General features: G+C 59.6%; 26 protein-coding genes and 1 riboswitch. Of the genes, 7 read left to right on the top strand and 19 right to left on the bottom strand.

The features are described from left to right. The first annotated feature begins 124 nt into the window (after positions 1 to 124). Positions 125 to 307, top strand: a riboswitch (cobalamin riboswitch). A gap of 48 nt (positions 308 to 355) precedes the next feature. Further along, positions 356 to 1036 (top strand): 5,6-dimethylbenzimidazole synthase, encoded by a 681-nt coding sequence (bluB, locus tag WNZ14_RS11300; RefSeq protein ID WP_342868753.1) that lies wholly within the window; start codon positions 356 to 358, stop codon positions 1034 to 1036. Here bluB and WNZ14_RS11295 read toward each other — a convergent pair. The 7 genes from WNZ14_RS11295 to phnG are packed head-to-tail and all read right to left on the bottom strand — an operon-like array spanning position 1033 to position 6281. Continuing rightward, the gene (locus WNZ14_RS11295) at positions 1033 to 1647 is read right to left on the bottom strand and encodes a DapH/DapD/GlmU-related protein (RefSeq protein WP_342868752.1); all 615 of its coding nucleotides are present in this window, start codon (positions 1645 to 1647) and stop codon (positions 1033 to 1035) included. The two genes, bluB and WNZ14_RS11295, sit on opposite strands and share 4 nt — an antisense overlap. After that, positions 1644 to 2351, bottom strand: coding sequence for a phosphonate C-P lyase system protein PhnL (gene phnL, locus WNZ14_RS11290; RefSeq protein WP_342868751.1), 708 nt, complete (start codon positions 2349 to 2351; stop codon positions 1644 to 1646). The genes WNZ14_RS11295 and phnL overlap by 4 nt, the downstream gene beginning before the upstream one ends. Before the next feature lie 3 nt (positions 2352 to 2354). Next, on the bottom strand, positions 2355 to 3179 hold the full coding sequence (gene phnK / locus WNZ14_RS11285) for a phosphonate C-P lyase system protein PhnK (RefSeq protein WP_342868750.1): 825 nt from the start codon (positions 3177 to 3179) through the stop codon (positions 2355 to 2357). Continuing rightward, positions 3176 to 4096: an alpha-D-ribose 1-methylphosphonate 5-phosphate C-P-lyase PhnJ gene (locus tag WNZ14_RS11280; protein ID WP_342868749.1), complete on the bottom strand. Its 921-nt coding sequence runs from the start codon at positions 4094 to 4096 to the stop codon at positions 3176 to 3178. The genes phnK and WNZ14_RS11280 overlap by 4 nt, the downstream gene beginning before the upstream one ends. Further along, positions 4093 to 5220, bottom strand: a complete 1128-nt coding sequence (locus WNZ14_RS11275; protein WP_342868748.1) for a carbon-phosphorus lyase complex subunit PhnI — start codon at positions 5218 to 5220, stop codon at positions 4093 to 4095. The genes WNZ14_RS11280 and WNZ14_RS11275 overlap by 4 nt, the downstream gene beginning before the upstream one ends. A gap of 3 nt (positions 5221 to 5223) precedes the next feature. Next, positions 5224 to 5844, bottom strand: coding sequence for a phosphonate C-P lyase system protein PhnH (gene phnH, locus WNZ14_RS11270; protein ID WP_342868747.1), 621 nt, complete (start codon positions 5842 to 5844; stop codon positions 5224 to 5226). Beyond that, positions 5844 to 6281, bottom strand: a complete 438-nt coding sequence (phnG, locus tag WNZ14_RS11265; protein WP_342870215.1) for a phosphonate C-P lyase system protein PhnG — start codon at positions 6279 to 6281, stop codon at positions 5844 to 5846. Before phnG ends, phnH begins: the two co-directional genes overlap by 1 nt. A gap of 159 nt (positions 6282 to 6440) precedes the next feature. Between phnG and phnF the strand changes: the two genes are divergently transcribed. The 4 genes from phnF to WNZ14_RS11245 all read left to right on the top strand — a co-directional run bounded on the left by phnF (position 6441) and on the right by WNZ14_RS11245 (position 10038). After that, positions 6441 to 7187: a phosphonate metabolism transcriptional regulator PhnF gene (gene phnF / locus WNZ14_RS11260; RefSeq protein ID WP_342868746.1), complete on the top strand. Its 747-nt coding sequence runs from the start codon at positions 6441 to 6443 to the stop codon at positions 7185 to 7187. Positions 7188 to 7289: 102 nt separating this feature from the next. Then, positions 7290 to 8105 (top strand): UDP-2,3-diacylglucosamine diphosphatase, encoded by an 816-nt coding sequence (locus tag WNZ14_RS11255; protein WP_342868745.1) that lies wholly within the window; start codon positions 7290 to 7292, stop codon positions 8103 to 8105. Between the two features lie 32 nt (positions 8106 to 8137). After that, positions 8138 to 9382: a DUF3419 family protein gene (locus tag WNZ14_RS11250; protein ID WP_342868744.1), complete on the top strand. Its 1245-nt coding sequence runs from the start codon at positions 8138 to 8140 to the stop codon at positions 9380 to 9382. Beyond that, positions 9379 to 10038 (top strand): class I SAM-dependent methyltransferase, encoded by a 660-nt coding sequence (locus WNZ14_RS11245; protein WP_342868743.1) that lies wholly within the window; start codon positions 9379 to 9381, stop codon positions 10036 to 10038. Before WNZ14_RS11250 ends, WNZ14_RS11245 begins: the two co-directional genes overlap by 4 nt. 5 nt (positions 10039 to 10043) lie before the next feature. Here the strand turns inward: WNZ14_RS11245 and modC are convergent, their stop codons facing one another. From modC to WNZ14_RS11185, 12 genes are all read right to left on the bottom strand, one after another. Continuing rightward, positions 10044 to 11132 (bottom strand): molybdenum ABC transporter ATP-binding protein, encoded by a 1089-nt coding sequence (gene modC / locus WNZ14_RS11240; protein ID WP_342868742.1) that lies wholly within the window; start codon positions 11130 to 11132, stop codon positions 10044 to 10046. Beyond that, the gene (gene modB / locus WNZ14_RS11235; protein ID WP_342868741.1) at positions 11129 to 11827 is read right to left on the bottom strand and encodes a molybdate ABC transporter permease subunit; all 699 of its coding nucleotides are present in this window, start codon (positions 11825 to 11827) and stop codon (positions 11129 to 11131) included. Before modB ends, modC begins: the two co-directional genes overlap by 4 nt. Beyond that, positions 11820 to 12614 (bottom strand): molybdate ABC transporter substrate-binding protein, encoded by a 795-nt coding sequence (gene modA, locus WNZ14_RS11230; RefSeq protein WP_342868740.1) that lies wholly within the window; start codon positions 12612 to 12614, stop codon positions 11820 to 11822. The genes modB and modA overlap by 8 nt, the downstream gene beginning before the upstream one ends. 233 nt (positions 12615 to 12847) lie before the next feature. After that, on the bottom strand, positions 12848 to 13957 hold the full coding sequence (locus tag WNZ14_RS11225) for a c-type cytochrome (protein ID WP_342868739.1): 1110 nt from the start codon (positions 13955 to 13957) through the stop codon (positions 12848 to 12850). Further along, positions 13941 to 15224, bottom strand: a complete 1284-nt coding sequence (gene soxC / locus WNZ14_RS11220; RefSeq protein WP_342868738.1) for a sulfite dehydrogenase — start codon at positions 15222 to 15224, stop codon at positions 13941 to 13943. Before soxC ends, WNZ14_RS11225 begins: the two co-directional genes overlap by 17 nt. Positions 15225 to 15318: 94 nt before the next feature. After that, positions 15319 to 17019, bottom strand: a complete 1701-nt coding sequence (gene soxB / locus WNZ14_RS11215; protein WP_342868737.1) for a thiosulfohydrolase SoxB — start codon at positions 17017 to 17019, stop codon at positions 15319 to 15321. Between the two features lie 227 nt (positions 17020 to 17246). Then, entirely contained in the window at positions 17247 to 18095 is an 849-nt protein-coding gene (gene soxA / locus WNZ14_RS11210) for a sulfur oxidation c-type cytochrome SoxA (protein WP_342868736.1), read from the bottom strand. 67 nt (positions 18096 to 18162) lie between these two features. After that, a complete protein-coding gene (gene soxZ / locus WNZ14_RS11205; RefSeq protein WP_342868735.1) occupies positions 18163 to 18486 on the bottom strand; it encodes a thiosulfate oxidation carrier complex protein SoxZ in 324 nt (107 codons plus the stop codon). Between the two features lie 21 nt (positions 18487 to 18507). Beyond that, positions 18508 to 18963, bottom strand: coding sequence for a thiosulfate oxidation carrier protein SoxY (gene soxY, locus WNZ14_RS11200; RefSeq protein ID WP_342868734.1), 456 nt, complete (start codon positions 18961 to 18963; stop codon positions 18508 to 18510). A gap of 25 nt (positions 18964 to 18988) precedes the next feature. Beyond that, positions 18989 to 19441 carry a sulfur oxidation c-type cytochrome SoxX gene (soxX, locus tag WNZ14_RS11195; RefSeq protein WP_342868733.1) on the bottom strand — a complete coding sequence of 151 codons (453 nt, stop codon included), beginning with the start codon at positions 19439 to 19441 and terminating at the stop codon, positions 18989 to 18991. Between the two features lie 152 nt (positions 19442 to 19593). Further along, on the bottom strand, positions 19594 to 20181 hold the full coding sequence (locus WNZ14_RS11190) for a thioredoxin family protein (protein ID WP_342868732.1): 588 nt from the start codon (positions 20179 to 20181) through the stop codon (positions 19594 to 19596). A gap of 10 nt (positions 20182 to 20191) precedes the next feature. Continuing rightward, positions 20192 to 20926 (bottom strand): cytochrome c biogenesis protein CcdA, encoded by a 735-nt coding sequence (locus WNZ14_RS11185; protein ID WP_342868731.1) that lies wholly within the window; start codon positions 20924 to 20926, stop codon positions 20192 to 20194. 231 nt (positions 20927 to 21157) lie between these two features. Here WNZ14_RS11185 and WNZ14_RS11180 point away from each other — a divergent pair, with 231 nt between their 5' ends. Together WNZ14_RS11180 and WNZ14_RS11175 are read left to right on the top strand one after the other, a co-directional pair. Continuing rightward, positions 21158 to 21508, top strand: coding sequence for a transcriptional regulator (locus WNZ14_RS11180; protein WP_342868730.1), 351 nt, complete (start codon positions 21158 to 21160; stop codon positions 21506 to 21508). Further along, entirely contained in the window at positions 21505 to 21900 is a 396-nt protein-coding gene (locus WNZ14_RS11175; RefSeq protein ID WP_342868729.1) for a metalloregulator ArsR/SmtB family transcription factor, read from the top strand. The genes WNZ14_RS11180 and WNZ14_RS11175 overlap by 4 nt, the downstream gene beginning before the upstream one ends. Positions 21901 to 21995 lie beyond the last annotated feature (95 nt).

Below are 21995 nucleotides of genomic sequence, written 5' to 3'. Positions count from 1 at the left end.
CAGCCATGTGAAGGCGCGATGTCGGTTTGATGTCAGTTTTGTTACGATCCACAGCCGTCCTGCCGAACAAGCAAAAACCCACATATTTCTGCAGTTTTGATGCTTGCACTCCGGCCACCGCCATGGCCCTATGCAAGTGTCTGGTGCCCGTGACATGCGGGAGAATCGGGAATTCGGTGAAAATCCGGAACGTGCCCAACGCTGTGACGGGGATGGTCTGAGCGACATGCCACTGGGAGAGACCCGGGAAGGCGCGCAGACCAGATGATCCGAAGTCAGAAGACCGGCCAGACGTCATAGCCTTTGAGCGCATGGACAGCGCTGCGGGGTGTTACGGATTGTTGGGGATCAAACAATGCCGAATACATCAATGCTGACTGCAGCCAGGGCTTTCGATACGGCTGAACGCGACGCCGTATACAAAGCCATCTTCACCCGCCGCGACGTGCGCGACCAGTTCCTGGCGACCCCTGTTCCTGATGACGTGGTGCGCCGTCTGCTGGAGGCCGCCCACAACGCGCCATCGGTCGGCTTCATGCAGCCGTGGAATTTCATAACTATCAGGGATCAAAGTGTTCGCGATCGTGTCGCCGACGCGTTCGGTCGCGCCAATGATGAAGCAGCCACAATGTTCCCTGAAGCGCGGCAATCGAAATACAAGTCGCTCAAGCTCGAGGGCATCCGCAAGGCGCCGCTCAATATCTGCGTCACCTGTGACCGTGATCGCGGTGGTGATGTCGTTCTGGGGCGAACCCACACTTCCAAAATGGATCTCTACAGCACCGTCTGCGCGGTGCAGAACCTATGGCTCGCGGCGCGCGCCGAAGGCATCGGCATGGGTTGGGTCAGCATCTTTCGCGACGCCGACCTCAAATCCATTCTCGGTATTCCCGACAGGATCGAGATCGTCGCCTATCTGTGTCTGGGCTATGTCGATGAGCTCTATGAGCGGCCAGAACTTGAGGTCAAAGGCTGGAACCGCAGACTGCCCCTCGATGAGCTGATTTTCGAGGAGTGCTGGCAGGGAGAGATTTAACCGCCGTGGCGCTCGAGAAATTCCTCGGCCGGCAGCGACCGGAAATCCTTGAGCGCGGCATGAAGCCGGTCATGCTCCCAGTCCCACCAGGCGAGCGCATCGAGACGGCTGGCGATATCATCGGAAAAACGCTGCCTGATCGTGCGTGCCGGCACACCGACGGCGATGGCGAAATCGGCGACATCTCTTGTTACCACCGCGTTGGCGCCGATGCTGGCGCCATTGCCGATTTTCACGCCCGGCATCACAACCGCGCCGTGCCCGATCCAGCTGTCGTGACCGATCGTTATCCCCTGCCCGGCGCGCCAGTCAAAGAACTCCTGATCATCTGCCGCACCGTCAAAATACCACGACGACCGGTAACTGAAATGATGCAAGGACGCCCGCTCCATCGGGTGCATGCTGGCATAGATCCGCACATGGGAAGCGATGTTGGCGAATTTGCCGATATTGGCATACGCAATTTGCGTGTTCTCGACGCAGTAGGAATAGTCGCCCATGGTTGAATGCGCCACGGTGCAGTTGGCGCCGACTTCGGTGTAGCGTCCAAGCGTCGAATCCACGATCTTGGCGGTGGAGTGCACCAGAGGCGTATCAGACAATCTGGTCATGCAGCAGACTTTCCAGTGGCAAAGGCGGAGACGTCGATGACGTGATCAGCCACTGCATTGCGCACGTCATGATCGTGGAAAATCCCGAGAAGTGCTGCACCATCGGCCTTCTTGCGGGCGATCAGGCTGATGACCACCTCACGGTTGGCCGCATCGAGCGACGCCGTCGGCTCGTCAAGCAGCAGCACCGGATGATCGGTGATGAAACCGCGCGCAATGTTGACGCGTTGCTGTTCGCCGCCCGAAAACGTCGCCGGCGGCAGCGACCAGAGTTTTTCGGGAAGATTGAGTTCGGTAAACAGCTCTCGCGCCCGTTCATGCGCTGTCTCCTGCGCCACACCGCGGATCATCAGTGGCTCCGCAGCCACATCCAGCGCCGAAACCCGCGGCACCGCGCGCAAAAACTGGCTGACATAACCGATCGTGTCGCGCCGGATCTCCAGCACAGTGCGCGGAGATGAACTGGCGATATCGATGTGACGGCCATGGTGCTGCACCAGGATCTGGCCGCTGTCGCAGCCGTAATTGCCGTACAGCATCTTCAGGATCGAGCTCTTGCCGACGCCTGACGGGCCGCCAAGCACCGCGCATGATCCGGCCTTGAGCGAGAATGATACATTGGCGACAACCGGCAATTCGACGCCGCCGCGCATGTGCATGATGAAGGTTTTTTGAACTTCCGAGGCAACAAGCAGCGTGTTCATGGGTCAGACCTGCAGAATAGAGGAAACAAGAAGCTGGGTGTAGGGCGCGCGCGGGTCATCAAGCACCCGGTCGGTGAGACCAGCCTCGATAACCTTGCCCTCCTTCATCACGATCATCCGGTCTGACAAAAGCCGCGCCACAGCGAGATCGTGGGTAACCACCACAACGGCAAGACCGAGATCGGAAACCAGTCCGCGCAAAAGATCAAGAAGCCGCGCCTGTACCGAAACATCAAGCCCGCCTGTCGGTTCATCCATGAACACGAGCCGCGGCTCGGTCACCAGATTGCGGGCGATCTGCAGCCGCTGGCGCATGCCGCCAGAGAAGGTGCGCGGCTGGTCATCGACCCGGTCTTCATCGATTTCGACCCGAGACAGCCATTCAATCGCGGTTGAGCGGATGTTGCCGTAATGCCGGTTGCCCACCGCCATCAGCCGTTCGCCGACATTGGCGCCGGCCGACACCGTCATCCGCAAGCCGTCAATCGGGTTCTGATGCACAAAGCCCCAGTCGGTGCGCATAAGGTAGCGGCGCTCTGCTTCCGCCATCTTGTAGATGTCAGCGCTCGAGCCATCCCGCATGCGGTAATGCACAGTGCCGCAGGTCGGCGTCATTCGTGACGAAATACAATTAAGAAGCGTGGTCTTGCCGGAGCCGGATTCGCCGACAATCGCCAGCACTTCGCCCGGCCAGAGATCAAAGCTCACATCGGCACAGCCGATGCGCTTGCCATAGACCCGGGTCAGATTTTCAACGCTGAGCAGAGGCTGGGCCGGCGCAGGGATGCCTGCCTTGGCGAGAGCCTCAAGAGTATCGGAATGGCTCATATCGTCGCCTCCTTCTGGGCGTCAGCTTCGTCACCAAGCAGCGCGCCGCGATGGCCCTCGGCGCGGCGGCTTTCGCAGTGGTGGGTATCGGAGCAGACGAACATGCGTCCACCATGATCGTCGAGCACCACCTCGTCGAGGTAGACCTGCTCGGCGCCACACATCGCGCAGGGCTGCTCGAAATGCTGGATCTCGAACGGATGATCTTCAAAGTCGAGGCTGACCACTTCGGTGTGCGGTGGGATGGCATAGATCCGCTTCTCACGGCCCGCGCCGAACAATTGCAGCGCTTCGGACTGGTGCATTTTCGGGTTGTCGAATTTCGGCGTTGGCGAGGGATCCATCACGTAACGCCCCTCGACCTTGACCGGATAGGCATAGGTGGTGGCGATGTGGCCGTTACGGGCGATGTCCTCGTAAAGCTTGACGTGCATGAGGCCATATTCCTCAAGCGCATGCATCTTACGGGTCTCGGTCTCGCGCGGCTCGAGAAAGCGCAAGGGTTCGGGGATCGGCACCTGATAGACAAGCACCTGCCCCGCAGTCAGCGGCGTTTCCGGAATCCGGTGCCGGGTCTGGATGATCGAGGCATCAGGCGTCGCGGTCGTCGTCGCCACACCGGCGGTCTTGGCAAAGAAGGCGCGGATCGAAACCGCATTGGTGGTATCGTCGGCACCCTGGTCGATCACCTTGAGTACATCATCGGGCCCGATGATCGCAGCGGTCACCTGCACCCCGCCGGTGCCCCAGCCGTAAGGCATCGGCATTTCGCGGCTGGCGAACGGAACCTGGTAGCCCGGCACCGCAATCCCCTTGAGGATCGCCCGGCGGATCATCCGCTTGGTCTGCTCATCGAGATAGGCGAAATTGTAGCTCGCGAGATTCTGTGAAGGATCGTCTTTTCTGAGCGCGTTCATTCCGCAGCCTCCCTGGTGTCGTCAGTTGCTGATGTCTCGTCCGCAGCCTTCGCGGCACTTGCGAAATGCTCCGTACGCATCCGGCGCACCAGATCGAGTTCGGCCTGAAAGTCGACGTAATGCGGCAACTTGAGGTGTTCGACAAATCCGGTCGCCTGCACATTGTCGCAGTGCGACAGCACGAATTCCTCGTCCTGGGCCGGCGCCACAATATCTTCGCCCAGTTCTGACGCTCTGAGCGCCCGGTCGCACAATGACATCGCCATCGCCTTGCGTTCGGCCTGCCCGAACACCAGACCGTAGCCGCGTGTGAACTGCGGCGGAGCCTTGGCCGACCCCTGAAACTGGTTGACCATCTGGCATTCGGTAAGTTTTACCCGCCCGATCACCACCGTGAAGCCGAGTTCCGGAATCATCATCTCGACATCGACTTCACCGATGCGGATTTCGCCGGCAAAGGGGTGGCTGCGCGCATAGCCGCGCTGGGTCGAGTAGGCGAGCGCCAGAAGGAATCCTTCGTCACCGCGCGCCAGCGTCTGTAGCCTTGCGTCGCGACCCATCGGATATTCTGTCGGTGTGCGAGTGATGTCGGCAACTGGCTCTGAACTGTCCGTGGCAGCGTCTTCCTCGATCAATCCCTCATCGCCCAGAATATCGGACACACGGATAACCTTCTCGCCCGTGTCCGCGCTGCTTTCCGGCGCGTCCTGTGGCTCGTCACCGGCGAGCGCCGGATCAAGCAGGCGGTGGGTGTAATCGAATGTTGGGCCAAGCAGCTGCCCGCCAGGAAGATCCTTGTAGATCGCCGAAATCCGCCGTTCGACCAGCATGGCGCCTGTGTCCATCGGCACCGAGTGGCCAAACCGCGGCAGCGTCGTCCGGTAGGCACGGAGCAGGAACACGGCTTCGATCAGATCGCCGCGCGACTGTTTGATGGCAAGCGCAGCAAGTTCGGGATCGTACAGCGAGCCTTCGCCCATCACCCGGTCGACTGCGAGCGACAATTGCCCTGCAATCTGCTCAAGCGTCAGTCCCGGCACATTGGCATCGCCTCGGCGGCGGGCGGCGAGCAGACGGTGAGCATTGGCGATAGCGGCTTCGCCGCCTTTGACAGCAACATACATGACTTAGGCCTCCTTACGGACAAGACGGGTGCTGCGCGGAAGCGCCGCCACGCAGTCCGGAGCGGCAAGAACCAGGTCAATGCCGCGCGGAAAGGCGGCCCGGTTGGCCTGCCACTGGGCTTCGAAATGCTGCGGCATCGGCGCAGGCGAAAGCGATGCCTGATCCTTGATGCCAGGACCTTCCAGCGTGAGCTGAGCCCCTTCAGACAACGTGGAAACCTGAAGGATCACCGTTGTCGAGCGGTCCGGGAATTCCTGCGTGCCGAGCGAAAACCCATTCAGCGCCGAAAGGTTCTGCGGCGCGGCGACAAGTGCAAAGGCCGCATCGGAAGGATGGCTTACAACCGGTGCGCCGGTGTGAAACACGATCCAGTCCTTGACTGTTGATGTCTTGGTCAGCGCCGGATCAAGCCAGACCGGCGTATCGGCATCGGCCAGCATGACGATCAGCGCAGAGGCCGAAGCGGTCAATGGCGCTGGAGGTGCGGTGACATGCGGCAAGGATTGAACCGAGCCCGGCCGCGCCATGGCATCCATGAGCGCGCGAAAAACCGTCTGAGATGCACCGACCGGGTCGGCAAACCCGCCTTCATAGACAGCGGATGTGTGTGTGGCGGATGGCATCAGTCTTCCCCTCGCACCATGGTGAAAAAATTGACCCTTGTCGCAGCCGTCTCGGCGCGCAGTTTTGCGTCTGCCTCTGCGGCCAAAGCCTCAAGCGGCGCGACGATGGCGCGCTCGATCAGATCTGCCTGGGCGGGGTCCTGCGCCAGCGCGTCAATGACTGCGACCAGTTGCGCCTTTCTGGTGTCACGTCCGCTGATCATCGCGTGACCAACCTGCCCCGATCCGATCCTGACGGTTACGCGGGTGGCTGAAACCTCCCCGACATGAAACGGCTGGCCGGTGCCGCCAGCGCGCCCCTGAAGCGCCACCAGGCCACACTCCGGACCGCGCAACAGTTCAACTGCGGGATCAAGACCGGTCTGCTTCCAGCACGACAGCAGATCCTTGCCGGGTGCCTTTGCCAGCACCGACAACAGCCTCTGCCGCCGGGTCATATCCCCGGCACCATCGGTGCCCGGCGTTTCGTCGCGCACATTTTCTGCAAGCGCCATCGAGATCTCCTTATTTGTCTATTTATCTAGACAACCATATCAATTACGATACACTTAAACTTCTCATGTGACGAGCCTGTGACATCACGAAAGGAAACCGGCGTGAAAGCACTGCAAAGACGGACCGGCGTTGCCCTGTGGCGGCAGGTCGCCGACCAGATTCGCCAGTCTGTACTGACCGGACTGGCCGCCAACGAGCGGCTGCCCGCGGAGGCGGAACTGGCCACCCGCTTCGGGGTCAACCGTCACACAGTGCGTGCAGCCATCGCGGCACTCGAGAAGGAAGGCATCCTGCGCGCAGAGCAAGGCCGCGGCACCTTTCTCAACGATCGCAAACGCCTGCGTTACCCGATCGGCCAGCGCACCCGTTTTTCGTCCGGGCTTGAAGATCAGGCGCAAATCCGCTCCGGCAAGCTTCTGTCGAGCGAGACTGTGCCCGCCCCGGCGCACGTGGCAACAGCGTTGTCATTGCCCGCCGAAGCACCAGTGATCCAGTTGTCGACACTCTCGGCCGCCGACGGGGTTCCGATCTCCGCGGCGACATCCTGGTTTGACGCCACCCGATTCGGCGAGATCGCCGCGCTCTATGCGAAGACCGGGTCGATCACCGCCTCTCTGGCGCGCCTTGGTGTGGAAGACTACACCCGAAAGACCACCGCAGTGGAAGCCCGGCACGCCAGCAGCGAGGATCTCGATCTGCTCGCCCTCTCCCCCGGTGCCATCGTGCTGCTCACCCGCGCGGTTGATATCGATTCCGAAGGTCGTCCGGTGCTTTACGGCGAGTCCCGGTTTGCGGCCGACCGCGTCGAGCTGCTCATAGACAACCCCGCCGCCGAAACTCCCGCCTGATCTGTCTCCCACGACCCTGTCACAATGACCGTCACAAAACTGAGAAGTGAATCGTGTTTAAGCCTGCCAGCAGGACGATAGCTCAAAGTTCAGGCGGGCCCCGTGACCCAAAATTACCGGACCATTTTTCTTTCCGACATTCATTTGGGCACGCCCGATTGTCAGGCGGAAATATTGATCGACTTCCTGCGCCAGCATGATGCCCCAACAATCTACCTCGTCGGCGACATCATCGATTGCTGGCGCATGAAGCGCAAAGGCTTCTACTGGCCGCAATCGCACAATGATGTGGTTCAGAAACTTTTGCGCAAGGCTCGCAAGGGCACGCGCATCGTCTATGTGCCGGGCAACCACGACGAAATGCTGCGCGGATATCAGGGCGTGCATTTCGGCGGCATCGAAGTGGTTGAGCGCGACGTGTTTGAGACCGCAGACGGCAAGCGCCTGCTGGTCATCCATGGCGACGAATTCGACATGGTGGTGATGAACCACCGCTGGCTCGCACATCTGGGAGACATGGCTTACGGTTTCGCGATGTGGACCAACAAGTGGCACAACCGCTCCCGCAAGCTGCTGGGCCTGCGCTACTGGTCATTCTCACGCTGGGCCAAGCTCAAGGTCAAGAGCGCGGTCAACTTCATCTCGGATTTTGAAGAAGTGCTGGCCGAGGAAGCCCGCAAGCATGGCGCCGACGGCGTCATCTGCGGCCACATCCACCACGCCGCAAATGAGATGCGGGGCGGCATCCGCTACATCAACACCGGCGACTGGGTGGAAAGCTGCACCGCTGTCGTCGAGCATTCCGACGGCCGCATGGAGATCATCGACTGGTCGCGACGTATTTCCGACAAAGCCGGACAACTGGCACGGACCACGCCCCTCAAACAGATAGCTGGCGCACAAGACCAAGCGGCATGACCGCCCCCTTCTCTCCTTTGGAGTCCTGACAAATGACCATGATTGAAACCACCGCCGTCGGCGCACGCATCGACGGTGCGGTCGTGCGCAACACTGCCCTGTCCTCCACCGGCATCCTCGAAAGGGTGTTCTCGGCAGCTTTTCGAGGCCTGGTCTACCCGCAGATCTGGGAAGACCCGCTGATCGACATGGAGGCCTTGGCGCTCAAGCCAACCGACACGCTGGTCACCATCGCTTCCGGCTCCTGCAATGTCATGTCCTACCTGACCGCAAACCCGGCTCAGATCATCGCCGTCGACCTGTCGCCGGCGCATGTGGCGCTGGGAAAACTCAAGCTTGCCGCCGCCACCCATTTGCCTGGCCACACTGCATTCTCCAACATGTTCCGCCACGCCAATCTGAAAACCAATGTCGCACTCTATGATCGCCACATCCGCCCACATCTCGATGAGAAAACACGCGCCTATTGGGACCGCAGGGAGGTCAACGGACGCCGCCGGATCAGCCGTTTCACCCGCGGCTTCTACACCACAGGCTTGCTTGGGCGCTTCATTTCCGCCGCCCACATCATCGGCAAGATCTATGGCGTTGATCCGCGGGAGCTGCTGCGCATGGACAGCGTTGAAAAGCAGCGCGAATTCTTCGAAACCCGCATCGCTCCGGTGTTCAACAGCCGCAGCTTCAAAGCGCTGACCTCGCTGCGCGCCTCACTGTTCGGTCTGGGCATCCCGCCGGCACAATACGAAGCGCTCGCCGGTGACTCGACCGACGGCATGACAGGCGCGCTGCGCATCCGCACGGAACGTCTCGCCTGCGGCTTTCCGCTCAAGGACAACTACTTTGCCTGGCAGGCCTTCGGACGTGGCTACCAGCCCGGTGAATCGGCAAGCCTGCCGCCCTATCTCGAGGCCCGAAATTTTGAAACCGTCCGCCGCAATGCAGCCCGCGTGACCATCGTCAACGAAAGCATCACCGCGCTTCTTGCTGCCCGGCCGGCAGCCTCGGTCGACGCGTTTGTGCTGCTTGATGCGCAGGACTGGATGACTGACGGCCAACTATCGGATTTGTGGGCCGAGATCACCCGCACTGCTGCTCCCGGAGCGCGTGTGATCTATCGTACTGCGGCAGCAACGTCTCCGCTCCCCGGTCACGTTCCCGGTGCGATCCTCGACAAGTGGGACTACCGCACAAAGCAGAGCCTGGAGCTGGGTGCACGTGATCGCTCGGCGATCTATGGTGGCTTTCATCTGCATGTAAAACGCGACACCGCGGCATGAGCACCGTCTCGGCCAATGCATCCGTGATGGACGGCATCTACCGCCACCAGCGCCACATCTACGATCTGACGCGCAGATACTACCTGCTCGGCCGCAACGATCTGATTGCGGCCCTCAAGCCACCCAACGGTGGCAGCGTGCTGGAGATCGGCTGCGGCACCGCCCGCAATCTGATCCTGACAGCCGAACGCTACCCTGATGCCAAACTCTATGGCATCGACATTTCGGCTGAAATGCTGAAGTCAGCCGATGCAAATATCTTGAAGAACAGGATAGGAAGCCGCGTCAGCCTGGCCCAGGGCGATGCTACGCGTTTCGCTGCCTCCGCTCTCTTCGGCCGTTCGAGCTTCGATCGGGTGTTCTTCTCCTACAGCCTCTCGATGATCCCGGGCTGGGAAGCAGCACTCCACCAGGCGATGCAGGCTTTAGCGCCCGGCGGCGAACTGCATGTGGTGGATTTCGGCCAGCAAACCGCCCTGCCCGGCTGGTTCGGCAAGGGCCTGAAGACGTGGCTCGCAAAGTTTCATGTCACGCCACGCGAGACCCTTGGCGACGCGATGGCTGCGATTGCCGCCGATCACCACGGCGAATTGAGGTTCTCGACGCTCTACCGGGATTATGCCCGCATCGGCCTTATCCGTATGCCGCAAGCCTGATCGGATCAGCCGACGCCACCGACATCCGACTGCGCCACGGCAACTGATTTGATAATTGCGAAACACTCGGCGCCCGGAGCCAGCTCCAGCGCCTGTGCGGACCGCCGGGTAATTCGCGCCAGCAACAGGTCCTGGCCAGCCTTGAGCTGAATGATCGCACCCGGGCCGTCGCCAAGCCGAACCGCTGTCACCGTCGCGGGCAATATATTGAGCGCTGACAGACCCTCGGGCCGGGTGCGCGACAGGATCACATCCTGCGCCAGAATGCGGATGGAAAGCCGCGACCCGATCCCCGCGTCAACCTTTGGCAGGAACAAGGGGCCTGCTGACGCCTCAAGACGGGTCAGCCCGTCCTCCTCCTGCGCCGCAACGATTGCATGAAGCGAAGCACCGGCGGAACGAACCCCGAGCGCTGGCACGTTTTCAGGATCGGAGAGCACCTCGGATGCCGGCCCTGCCCGGATCACGCGTCCGTTTTCCATCAGCACCAGTGTCGTGGCCAGCCGCGCCACCTCCGCCATGGAGTGGCTGACATAGAGAACAGGAACAGCTGTTTCCTCCCGCAACCGCTCGAGATAGGGCAGGATTTCGGCCTTCCGCTCCTCGTCGAGGGCTGCCAACGGCTCATCCATCAGCAACAGGCGAGGATTGGCCAGCAGCGCCCGGCCAATCGCCACACGCTGTTTTTCGCCACCGGACAACGCACCTGGACGCCGGGCAAGCAATCCATCAATGCCGAGCATGCCGACCACGTGATCAAAGTCCGCTCCCGGCGTACGCGGCGCAAACCAACGGCCATAGAGCAGGTTCTGCCGCACGCTCATATGCGGGAACAGCCGCCCCTCCTGAAACACATAGCCAAGCCGCCGCTGATGCACCGGCACGGAAATCCGGCGGTCTGCGTCATACAGCACAGTCTCGTTGAGAAATATGTGCCCGCTCTCGGGCTTGAACAGCCCGGCCACGGCGTTGACCACCGAGGTCTTGCCCGATCCAGACCGGCCAAACAGTGCCGTCACCCCCGAAGGCGCCTCGAATTCGACATCGAGCGAGAACGCGCCAAAGCTATGCGCGATACGGACCGAGAGACTCATGATCCCGAGATCCTTCGCGCCACCGACCGGCCCACCCATTCAGACAGGAACAGCGCCAGCATCGCGATTGCCACGGCGATCAGCACCAGTTGCATCGCCTTGCTGTCCCCTCCCGGAACCTGCAGGAAACTGTAGATCGCGGAAGGCAGGGTCTGGGTCTGCCCCGGAATGTTGGAGACGAATGTAATGGTGGCGCCAAACTCACCCATCGCCTTGGCGAACGCCAGAATGGCTCCTGCGATCACCCCCGGCAGAATCAACGGCAAGGTGACAGTCACGAACACCCAAAGCCGCGATGCGCCAAGCGTTGACGCCGCCTGTTCAAGTTTCGGATCGACCGCTTCGATGGCGAGCCGGATGGCGCGCACCATCAACGGGAAAGCCATCACGGCTGCGGCAAGCGCGGCACCCGTCCAGCGGAAGGCAAACACCAGTCCGAACATATCATCGAGAAATCCGCCAATCGGCCCACGCCGTCCGAACATCAGCAACAGGATGTAGCCGGTCACCACTGGCGGCAGGATCAACGGCAGATGAACCAGACCATTGAGCGCCTGCTTGCCCCAGAATTCATAGCGGGCCAGCAGATAGGCCACAGCCACACCAAGAGGCAGGCTCAGCACTGTGGCCCATAACGACACCTTGAGCGACAGGACAACTGCGCTCCACTGGTCAGGGGTGAGCCAGTCAGCCATCGCCCTGCCCGGAGAGCATCGTAAAGCCCTGCGCCTTGAACAGTTCAGCCGCAGCCGGGCTACGCAGGGCGTCGAAAAAATCAAGCGCATCTGGCGTCGCTGACGTGGCAATCAGAGCCGCAGGGTAGATGATCGGATCATGGGTTTTGTCAGGGAAGGCCGCGACCACGCTGACGTCGTCATCGGCGATGGCATCACTGGCGTAGACAATTCCGAAGGGCGCTTCACCGGAGGACACCAGCGCCAGCGCCGCGCGCACATTGTCGGTCTGCGCGACCTTCTGAGAAACCGCCTCCCACAGGCCCAGGCTCGTGAGCGCTTGCTTGCCATACACACCTGCAGGCACCGAATCGACCAAAGCCATCGCCAGCCGCTCATCGCCAAGCATCCCGGCAAGATTGGTATCAGCGTCCAAGTCGAACTCTTTGCCTTCGCGGCCATGGGCAATCAGCACAAGCCGGTTGCCAAGCAGGTTTTTTCGGCTCTCCGGCTGGATCATCTCCGACGCCTGAAGGTAGTCCATCCAGTCAACAGAGGCTGAAATGAAGATATCCGCCGGCGCGCCCTGCTCGATCTGCCGAGCCAGACTGGAGCTACCCGCATAGGAAATGGTCACGGCCTTCCCGGTGCGCTTGCGCCAGTCCTCGGCAACCTGTTCGAGCGCGGTCTTGAGGCTCGCGGCAGCAAAAACCAGCACATCGCCGGCCCAGGCCTGGGCGGGAACAAGCAACAGCCCGGCCAGCAGAAGAGCGCGAACCAGTCGACCAGGCGAACAGGCAAACATCATTTGGCCTCCAGGACAACATCACGACGATGGAAGTACCAGTGCTCCCCCACGGCTGGCAAGCGCGATAGATTTGAGATAGCCGAGCCAGTCAATGCCATTGCACTCAATGCAGGGGACGGCCTGCATTCGGCATAGGGTGCCTCCTGCAAAAAAGCAGGCACCATGCGCGCATGATGCCTGCCAGAATTTCGTCAGTTCAACCCTTGCCGCGAGCGCTTTTGCACGCCCGGCTGTCAGTCGATTCCGCCGCTGGAGTTCTCGTCGCCTTCGCCTTCCGGCGTAACGTCAATGATCTGCGCGCGCGCGGTGATTTCCACAGGGCCCGGCTTGCACTCGGTCATGCAGGGCTCAATGCCCTTGGCATATTGCGGCTCGCTCAATCTGTCGTCTTCAATGAAATTCGCTTCATTCGGCAGATGGATCGACGAGAAGTTCTCCTTGGAGAGCTCAAAATCCTCGTCCGTGACAACATCGTTGAGATACAGAAGATAAGCCGTCAGCGCATAGACGTCGTCATCAGAAAGCGAGCGGGCATTGCCGAATGGCATGGCGCGACGGACATAATCGAACACGGTTGACAGGTATGGCCAGTAGGAGCCGATGGTTTTCACCGGTCGGTCCTTGAGCAGTGTATCCTGGCCACCGGCCAGCACCGGCCAGCGGCCTGCGCCTTCGCCGAAGTCGCCATGACAGACGGCGCAGTTTTCAGCGAAGATCGGCTCGCCCTGAGCCACGGTTCCCTTGCCTTCAGGAAGCCCGGTTCCGTCCGGACGGATATCAATGTTCCAGGCAGCTATTTCATCATCGGTTGCCTTGCGGCCCAGTCCGAAAGCACCCTGGCTTTTCTCGACATCCATGGCCACCGCAGGAGCGGTTTCTGCTGTCGCGCTCGCGTCGGCGGTTTCAACCGGCTTTTCAGCCGTTTCAACCGCCGCCGGAGCCGCCGCACTCTCCTGGGAGAACGTTTTCAGATAGGCCAGCACATTGGCAATATCATCATCTTTCTTCAGTCCGGCAAAGGCCATCTTGGTGCCTTTGACCATGGCTTTCGGATTGGCGAGATAAGTGCCGAGCGTTTCCGCATCCCAGACCAGACCACCCTGCCCCGCCTCGGCCATGGCATTGGAGTACTTGTAGCCTTCAGCGGACCCGGCGGTCCGGCCAAACAGCTCGTTGAGCTCCGGTCCAACCCTGTGCTTGGCGCCATCACCAACGGCGTGGCAGGCCTTGCACTTGTTGAACACCTTCATGCCGGCGTCCGCGTCGCCATCGGCCAGCGAGGGGCTGGCAAGGGCTGCGAGCGCCAGAACGGCAAGTGCCGCAGACTTAGGAAACTTCAACATTTTCAACCACCCCGTCGTTGTTGACGTGCCATGTCTGGATGCCATTGTTATGATAGATCGAGTTACCGCCGCGCACCGCGCGCAGCTGGTTCTTGGTCGGCTGAACCAGTCCCTGATCATCGATTGCGCGGGACTGCAGCAGCATTTCCGAGCCGTCCCAGTTGATATCGAGATAGAACCGGTGCAGCGCTTTGGGCAGGCTTGGCCCGTCAATGCGCGCAGGCTGCCAGGTGCGACCACCGTCAATCGTCACGTCAACGCGCGTGATCGTGCCACTTCCGGACCACGCAAGGCCAGTAATGACCAATGGCCCCTTGCCATGGGTCACCGGAGCCTGCGGGCTCGGGCTGGTGATGACGGATTTCACATCCATCACAAAGGTGTGTCGCCGTGCCTTTCCATCGGCCAGAAGGTCGGTGTACTTCGACGTTTCCTCGCGCTGGCCCCAGGGTTCATCACCGACTTCAAGCCGGCGCAGCCACTTCACCCACATGTTGCCTTCCCAACCGGGAACACAAAGCCTGAGCGGATAGCCCTGTTCGGTGCGCAACGCTTCGCCATTCATCTTGAATGCCACGAGGCAATCATCAAGCGCCTTTTCCATCGGGATCGAGCGCGTCATCGCCGATGCATCGGCGCCTTCAGCGAGCAACCACTTGCCATTGGTCTTTACGCCCGCCTCTTCCAAAAGATAGCGCAGCGGAACGCCGGTATAGACCACGCAATGGATCATGCCATGGGTGAACTGGCAGCCGTTGAGCTGCGAGCCCTTCCATTCCATGCCGCCATTGGCGGCGCATTCCAGGAAGTAGACCCGGTTTTCCCGCGGAAACCGTTTGAGGTCTTCCATGGTGAACACCAGCGGCGTATCGACCAGTCCGTTGATCATCAAGCGATGATCGGCGGGATTGATCACAGCAGCACCTCCATGATGCCGCTCGAAGCAAAGACCATTCGGCGTGATGATGCCGTCGAGGTCGTGCAACGGCGTAAAATTGATCGACGAAACCGGATCGGCAGTCAGCCACGGCACATTGCGGCGCACGACATCGGCTTCGAACTCCGAAGGCTTGCCATAAGGCGCAACATCAACCCCCTCGCCGAGATAGCGATTCCAGTCCTGGATATCGGTGATCAGTGGATCACCCGCCGCCCGCGCCACTCCGGCGCTCGCAGCAACCGCTGCTCCGCCAAGCAGCCCGGCCTTGAGAAAATCGCGCCGTGACGCTGCCTGTCTTGTCCGTTTCGGATCGGTGACATCTACCATGAGATCCTCCCGTTGCGCCTGTCCAGCATCTGCATTGTTGTCTCCGTCGTCATCGCCGTGGGTTTGATACCCGGCCTTTCAGTACCAATCAGTTTCACCGGATCACCCGAACCGCCGCAGCGTCGGGATCCAGCGTAACCACTGATTTCTTGGTGATGTAGGTTTCCATCAGGTCGTAGATCGCGGGGCCTTCGACCCCTTCGTTGACCGACGCCCAGCCGCCGACCATGTAGGTCTTGTCGGCCTCGAGCAGCTCACCGCTGCCGGTAAGCCGCATGTCGGTAATTCTGTCACCCATTCCGGCTTCAGGCGTGCAGGCGTAGCTGAACCCGCCGACACGGACCATGTCGCCGCCCTGCTGCAGGAAAGGATCCTTGTTGAACAGGTTGTCGCAGACATCTTCCATGATGTCCTTGAGCTGCGCTCCGGTGAACTCCAGCCGGTAGACCGACGGATAGCTCATCGAGGTTTCGGTATAGAGATCGTCAATAGTGATATCGGCGCCCGGAAGCAGCGTCGTGCCCCAGCGGAAACCGGGCGACAGCGAAATCTCGGTGTCGCGCTCTTCCATGATGCCCTGACAGATCAGGTCGTCCCAGGTGCCGTTGAAATTGCCACGGCGATAAAGAAGGCTGTCCGTGCGGCCGATCACCCGCTGCGTCTCTTCCTCGTAAGGAGCGCGAACTTCCGCAATCTTGGCGGCCATCTCGGGGTCAGGCGTGATCACATCGGCAAACACCGGGATCAGGGTCGAGCTGTAACCCGCGACCTTGCCATCCTTCACATCAAGGTCGATACGGCCCAGATACTTGCCGTGCGATCCCGATGACATCAGCAATGTGCCCTCGACTTCAAGCGCGAACGGAGTGGCATCATGGGTGTGGCCTGTAACGATCACATCCAGTCCGCTGACAACACCGGCAAGCTTGCGATCAACGTCGAAGCCATTGTGAGACAACAGCACCACCACTTCGGCACCTTCCTCGCGCGCCGCATCGACATTGGCCTGCAGCACTTCGGGGCGGATGCCGAACGACCATTTCGGGAACATCCAGCTCGGGTTGGCGATTGGCGTATAAGGCATCGCCTGACCGATAACCGCCACCTTCACCCCCCCACGCTCGAAATAGGCGGTCGGCTCAAAGGCAGGTTCATCCCACTCGGCATCGAAAATGTTGGAAGCCAGGAACGGGTATCCCATCGCATCGACCAGTTCCAGGAAACGATCCTGGCCGAGCGTAAACTCCCAGTGCCCGGTCATCGCATCGGGCTTGAGCAGCTTCATGCACTCGACCATGTCCATACCGTTGGTCTTCAACGACGTGTAGGACCCCTGCCAGGTGTCGCCGCCATCAAGAAACAGAACCTTGTCATCGCCGCGGTCGGCGCGGATCGCCTTGACCAGTGTCGCCGTGCGATCAAGCCCGCCAAGCTTACCGTAGGTCCGGGCCAGATCGACGTAATCGACCATCGTGTGGGCATATGCGTAAGGACTGCCCTTCTGAATATCGAAATAGTTGAGAAACTCTTCCGCCACCAGATGCGGCGGCACGCCGGCATAGTCGCCAACGCCGATATTGGTGTCCGGCGGCCGGAAGAACACGGGCTTGAGCTGCGCATGACAGTCGGTGAAATGCAGCAGTGTCACCTGCCCCTTGGAATCGAACTTGAGCAGATCATCCTGCGTCAACTTCTGCTGCGCCAGCGCGCGCGACGGGTTTGCGCCCAATCCGGCGGCACCAAGCACAAAACCAGCATTCAGCGCATATTGCAGAAAATCTCGCCTGGTATGCATCCCACTCTCCATTCGGGTGAAAAACGGACAAGCGAACTCGCTCCAGCAACCGCCAGAATCCGTATTTTCTTTTAATTTCAATTCGTTAACGCAAAACTCTTCAAGTCGTTTCGATCTGACGACCGGTTATCGCGTAATGCTCAGCATTTCAGCTGCCAAGGCGGGTCTGGTACGACGCGCTTCTGTTTGGGGCCGGAGGCGTCGAGACGCCTCCGGCAAGTCGTCATCTACTGGCGAACAGACGGGGTCTCGACCGAAAGGCCGGTACCGCGCCAAGTCACATAGGTTTCAAGCGCCATCAGATCGTCCGAGAATGCCTTTGGCTGCTCGGCGCGAGTATCGCGGATACAGCCGCGGAACCGCTGATGCAGGGAAGTCAGACCGCTTTTCAGACGATATGTCGGGAAGCCGTTGACCTGCCCTTGGCTCAAATGGTCAGCCCGGATGAACTTGCCCATAGCCGTTTCGTGGCAGCTTGCGCAGGCGAGGTTCAACTGACCCGTACGGGTGTAGTAGACGTCCTTGCCCTTTTCCCACCAAGACTGCATGTCGCCCTGCGTAAGATCGAGTTCGACCGGCATGCCGAGCGACTGATACTTGATGTAGGCTGTCAGTTCCTGCTGGCCACCCTTGTTGAACGGAAGCGCTTCCGCGCCCATCTGCTCGGTGCGACACTTGTTGATCTGCAGCTCGACATTGATCGGCTTTTTGGAATCCGCATCCCATTTCGGGAAGTGGGCTCCGATGCCTTTCATGCTTTCCGCAGCATCGCCATGGCAGCTCGCGCAGGATTTTCCGGCAGTGCCTTCGACCTTGCTCCAAAGCACTTCGCCGTCTTCAACAGCGATCATGCCGGGGTTTTCAATGCTGTCACGTTCTGCGTCACGGGTTTCTGGCTCACGGAAAAGCCAGCCTGAGTACACCTCGTCGAAGGGATGTCCTTCAGGTGACGCTGTCCGTGTTGTGATCGGAATGCCGTCGATTTCGAGTGTATCGTCCACGGGGTCGGCCATAACCGGACCAGCCCCCGCAAAGACGGCCGCCAACACGACACCGGCTATCAAAAGTCTTTTCATAACAGTCTCCGTCCTCCCGGGATTTCCCTTTGCAGGAGCCTCCTCCCGCTCAGGATCCCTCCCAAAGTTATTTGACTTCGATCGGTGCCTCGGCCTCGTAGACCGACCCGTCATCATCGAGCCAGGTGAACACGAAGGTCCCGCTGGTGGGCACCTTTGCATTGAACTCGAAATAGGGATTGGCGGAAATCGCCGGATCCAGATCGCATTCGAACACCAGTTGCCCTTCGAAGGTACAGGTGAACTTGTTGATGATCTGACGCGGGATGGGATTGCCATCCTTGTCCTTGCGCTGGCCAGATTCCATCTCGTGGCTGATCAGCGTCTTGATGGTGATCACCTCACCGGCCGAAGCCGACTTGGGCACCTTGATGCGTGGTTTTGATGCCATTTTCCTAAATCCTGTCCTGCCTCAGCCGCCGCAGCCGCCGATGGTTACCTTGACCTGCTTCTTGTCCATGAAGACCGAACCGTCTTTCATCTTCGCAACCGCGATGACGTTCTGGGTCTTGGCAAGCCGGATACGGGTTGTTGCGAGAGCTTCACCGCTCATTTCGGTGAAATGAAAGGTGGCAACCGCCGGACTCGGGTTTCCATCAGCAAAGATGATAACCGACTCGACGAGATCATCGCCTTCCATGGCGCTTTCGACAGTGACGGAAACCGGCACTGTGTTGCCGTTCTCGGCAATTTCCGGCGTGTTCAATGAGATCTTGCCTTCGCCCGGGGTCGCCCCGCCCGAAAACTCCATGATCATCTTTTCAGCTTCTTCCGCGGACGCCAGAGCCGGCGAAATTCGCGCACCAGCGACGGCAAATACGGCCGCACCCGCTGTCAGTCCTAAGACGTGTCGTCTTGTGAAATTCATTGGCTTCGAGCTCCTTTGCTCCAGATTATTCCTTGAGTGTGCCGAGATAGGCAACGACATCCTCGACCTGCTGCGCAGTCAGGATGGTCTTGCCTTGAAAATCCTCTGCCACATGCGCACCGACCTTGAGAGAGTAAAAGCCGGGCATGACTGTTGCTTCGGTAAAGACGGCCTTCGAGTTCGCCACAATCGCCCTGAGCTGAGGCTCATCCCAGCGTGATGCCACGCCATCGAGCGCAGGACCTACGTTGCCCTGGAAAAGTTCGCCCGACATGTCGGCATTGACGTGGCACGCCAGGCAATTGCCAAGCTTGCGACTCTTGAAGGCTTCTGCGCCGGCAACGGGATCACCCGCAACACCGGTCAATGATGCAGTCACACCGTCATCGGTGAACTCTACCGCGTCAGGCGCAACTTCGCTCGCAAAAGCTGCAGTCGACAACGCAACCGCCGCTACTGCCCCCAATGTAAATTTCATTCGCCTTGTCATCTGGCGCCTTGTCATCTGGCGTTCCCTCCTCCGATTGACCGGACACAAAAGTCCGGATCCGCTCCGATTCCACGATACTCATACTTTACAACACAATCAATGCAAAAATATGATTTCTTGAATGTGTTCACTAACACAACCTATTCAGCGTCAAGACGACCCTGTGCACGCAAATCGTTAATAATTCGGGCATGGTACTTCTGAAAGTGCTCATCGCCCTCATAGCCCTTTTCAGCTACCCATTTGAACATGTTGAGGAACGTCCACTTTCCAAACGCACCCGGCATGGTCGCAACTGCTGCCTCCGCCACGGTCTTGCCTTCCGGCACTTCGTCCGGCAGGAACACCAGCGTCGGTGTAAAAACATACCCCCATTTGCGCGCTGCGGTCTTTTCCGTCAGCACTTCGCCGTCGAGATCGGTGACTTCCTCATCGCCAAACATGTTGTACTGAACGACCTTGTAGTTGGCCTTGATGAAGTCTGAAACTTCCGGGTCTGACAGCAGGTCCTCGTGCATCTTGGCGCAATAGATACACCCGCGCTGCTCGAATATCATCACCAGCCGCTTGCCTTCTTCCTTGGCCGTGACGATGTCTTCGGCAACATCGCGGAAGGTGAGCGCAAACCAGTCTTCCTTGTGCAGCCCGTCCTCGCCGATCTCGGATGACCAAGCGTGAACTGAAAAGGCAGCAAGCGCGGCAAATGCAAAAATCGCACGTCTGATCATGGTACTTCTCCTATCCAATCGTAGCGAATGCGGGAAACATCTCAAGCAGCCATTGCGCGATCCGGGACATTTGACCGGTCATGAACAGGATGCCTGTTATCACCAGAAGTACGCCCATGGCCTTTTCGATAACAGCCATATGTTTCTTTATCCGCGTCGAAAACCGGATGAAACGGCTCGCGAAAAACCCTGCAACGACAAAGGGTATCCCAATTCCAAGCGCATATAGCCCCAGAAGCAGCGCGCCCTGCCCCGCACTTTCCTTGGCCGCAGCCATGAAAAGGATCGCAGCCAGGATCGGCCCCACGCAGGGTGTCCAGCCAAAGGCAAATGCCAGACCCATGACGTAGGCGCCGACCATGCCGGCCGGCTTGCGCTCAACCTGAACACGCGCTTCGCGATAAAGCAGCGCGAATCGGAACACGCCAAGGAAATGCAAACCCATCAGCAGAATCAGAACACCGGCAACGATCGCCAGGACATCAAAGTACCGCGCCACTGACTGGCCAATCAGGCTGGCCGTCGCACCAAGCGACACAAAGACGGTGCTGAAGCCCAGAACAAAGGCAATCGAGGCCAGCGCGATTCGGCGCGAGGCCACACTGTCCGCATCTGCATTCTTGACTTCATTGAAGCTCATGCCGGCGAGATAGGCCAGATAAGGCGGCACGATCGGCAACACGCAGGGCGAGAAAAAGGACAGCAATCCGGCCAAAAAAGCGGCGCCATACCCGACATCGATCATTTTTGTGTTCTCCCCTGCGACGCTTGCCGTCTATCAAGACTTAGAGCCGCCGCCCTCCTCATTGGTTTGCTGCTTGCCGGTTTCTCTCATGCGATGTCAACTGCACAAAAACACCTACATATGTTTCTGCATCGGGCCTCCCACGACCCAGGATCAATCACAATGCGGTTGCAAGATATGCAAATTTGCATATATATTGCAATCACTAATTTCAATGAACGGACCGGCGTTATGACCTCAGTTTACGCGGCTGCACTGGCCTTCTTCATAGGCCTGTCAGCTCCAGTCATGGCAGCAGAAATGGTCATGTTCGAGCAGCCCGGCTGCGTCTGGTGCAAACGGTTCAACGAAGAAATCGCGCCAGCCTGGCCGAAAACCGAACAGGGCAAGCGCGCCCCACTGCGCCGCGTCAACATTCACGGCGATATCCCCGCCGATCTGGCCGGCATTCCGATTGAACGGTTCACGCCGACGTTCGTGCTGGTCGATGACGGCCGCGAGGTTGCACGGATACGTGGATATCCCGGCGATCAGTTCTTTTGGGCACTTGTAGACGACATGCTTTCAAAGCTGGAACCATGACGATCGACCTGCCGCCCAGCCAGGATTTCACGGGTCAAGATTTCAAGGGCGAGGACTTCAGGGCCCCGGACTTCAACGGGCAGGACATCACCCTCCTCGCCGGCCAGGCCCGCAAGGCGAGCGACGTTCTCAAGGCACTGTCCCACGAAACACGGCTGCTGATTCTCTGGCTTTTGTCGGAAAGCGAGAAATCGGTCTCCGAACTCGAGCAATTGCTCGAGCTGCCGCAGGCTGCCGTTTCACAGCAACTGGCCCGGCTGCGTTTTGATCATCTGGTCAGCACCCGCCGCGAAGGCCGTATCATCCATTATTCGATCACCAGCCCGGAAGTCTCGGCCGTGGTGATCTCGCTTTATCAACTGCTGTGCGATCCGCCTGATCGCACAAACTGAAACAGGCACGCCTTGCTTGCATTGCGTTGTGCCGGGCCGTAAGTTCGCAACAACAAGACCGGGATCGAACCTTGGCCAACGGGAGGAGATGACCA

The organism is Hoeflea sp. AS60 (assembly GCF_038900115.1).
Classification (GTDB): Bacteria; Pseudomonadota; Alphaproteobacteria; order Rhizobiales; family Rhizobiaceae; genus Hoeflea.
Note: the sequence above shows the minus strand (reverse complement) of the source record. Positions and strands in the feature narration are given on the sequence as shown.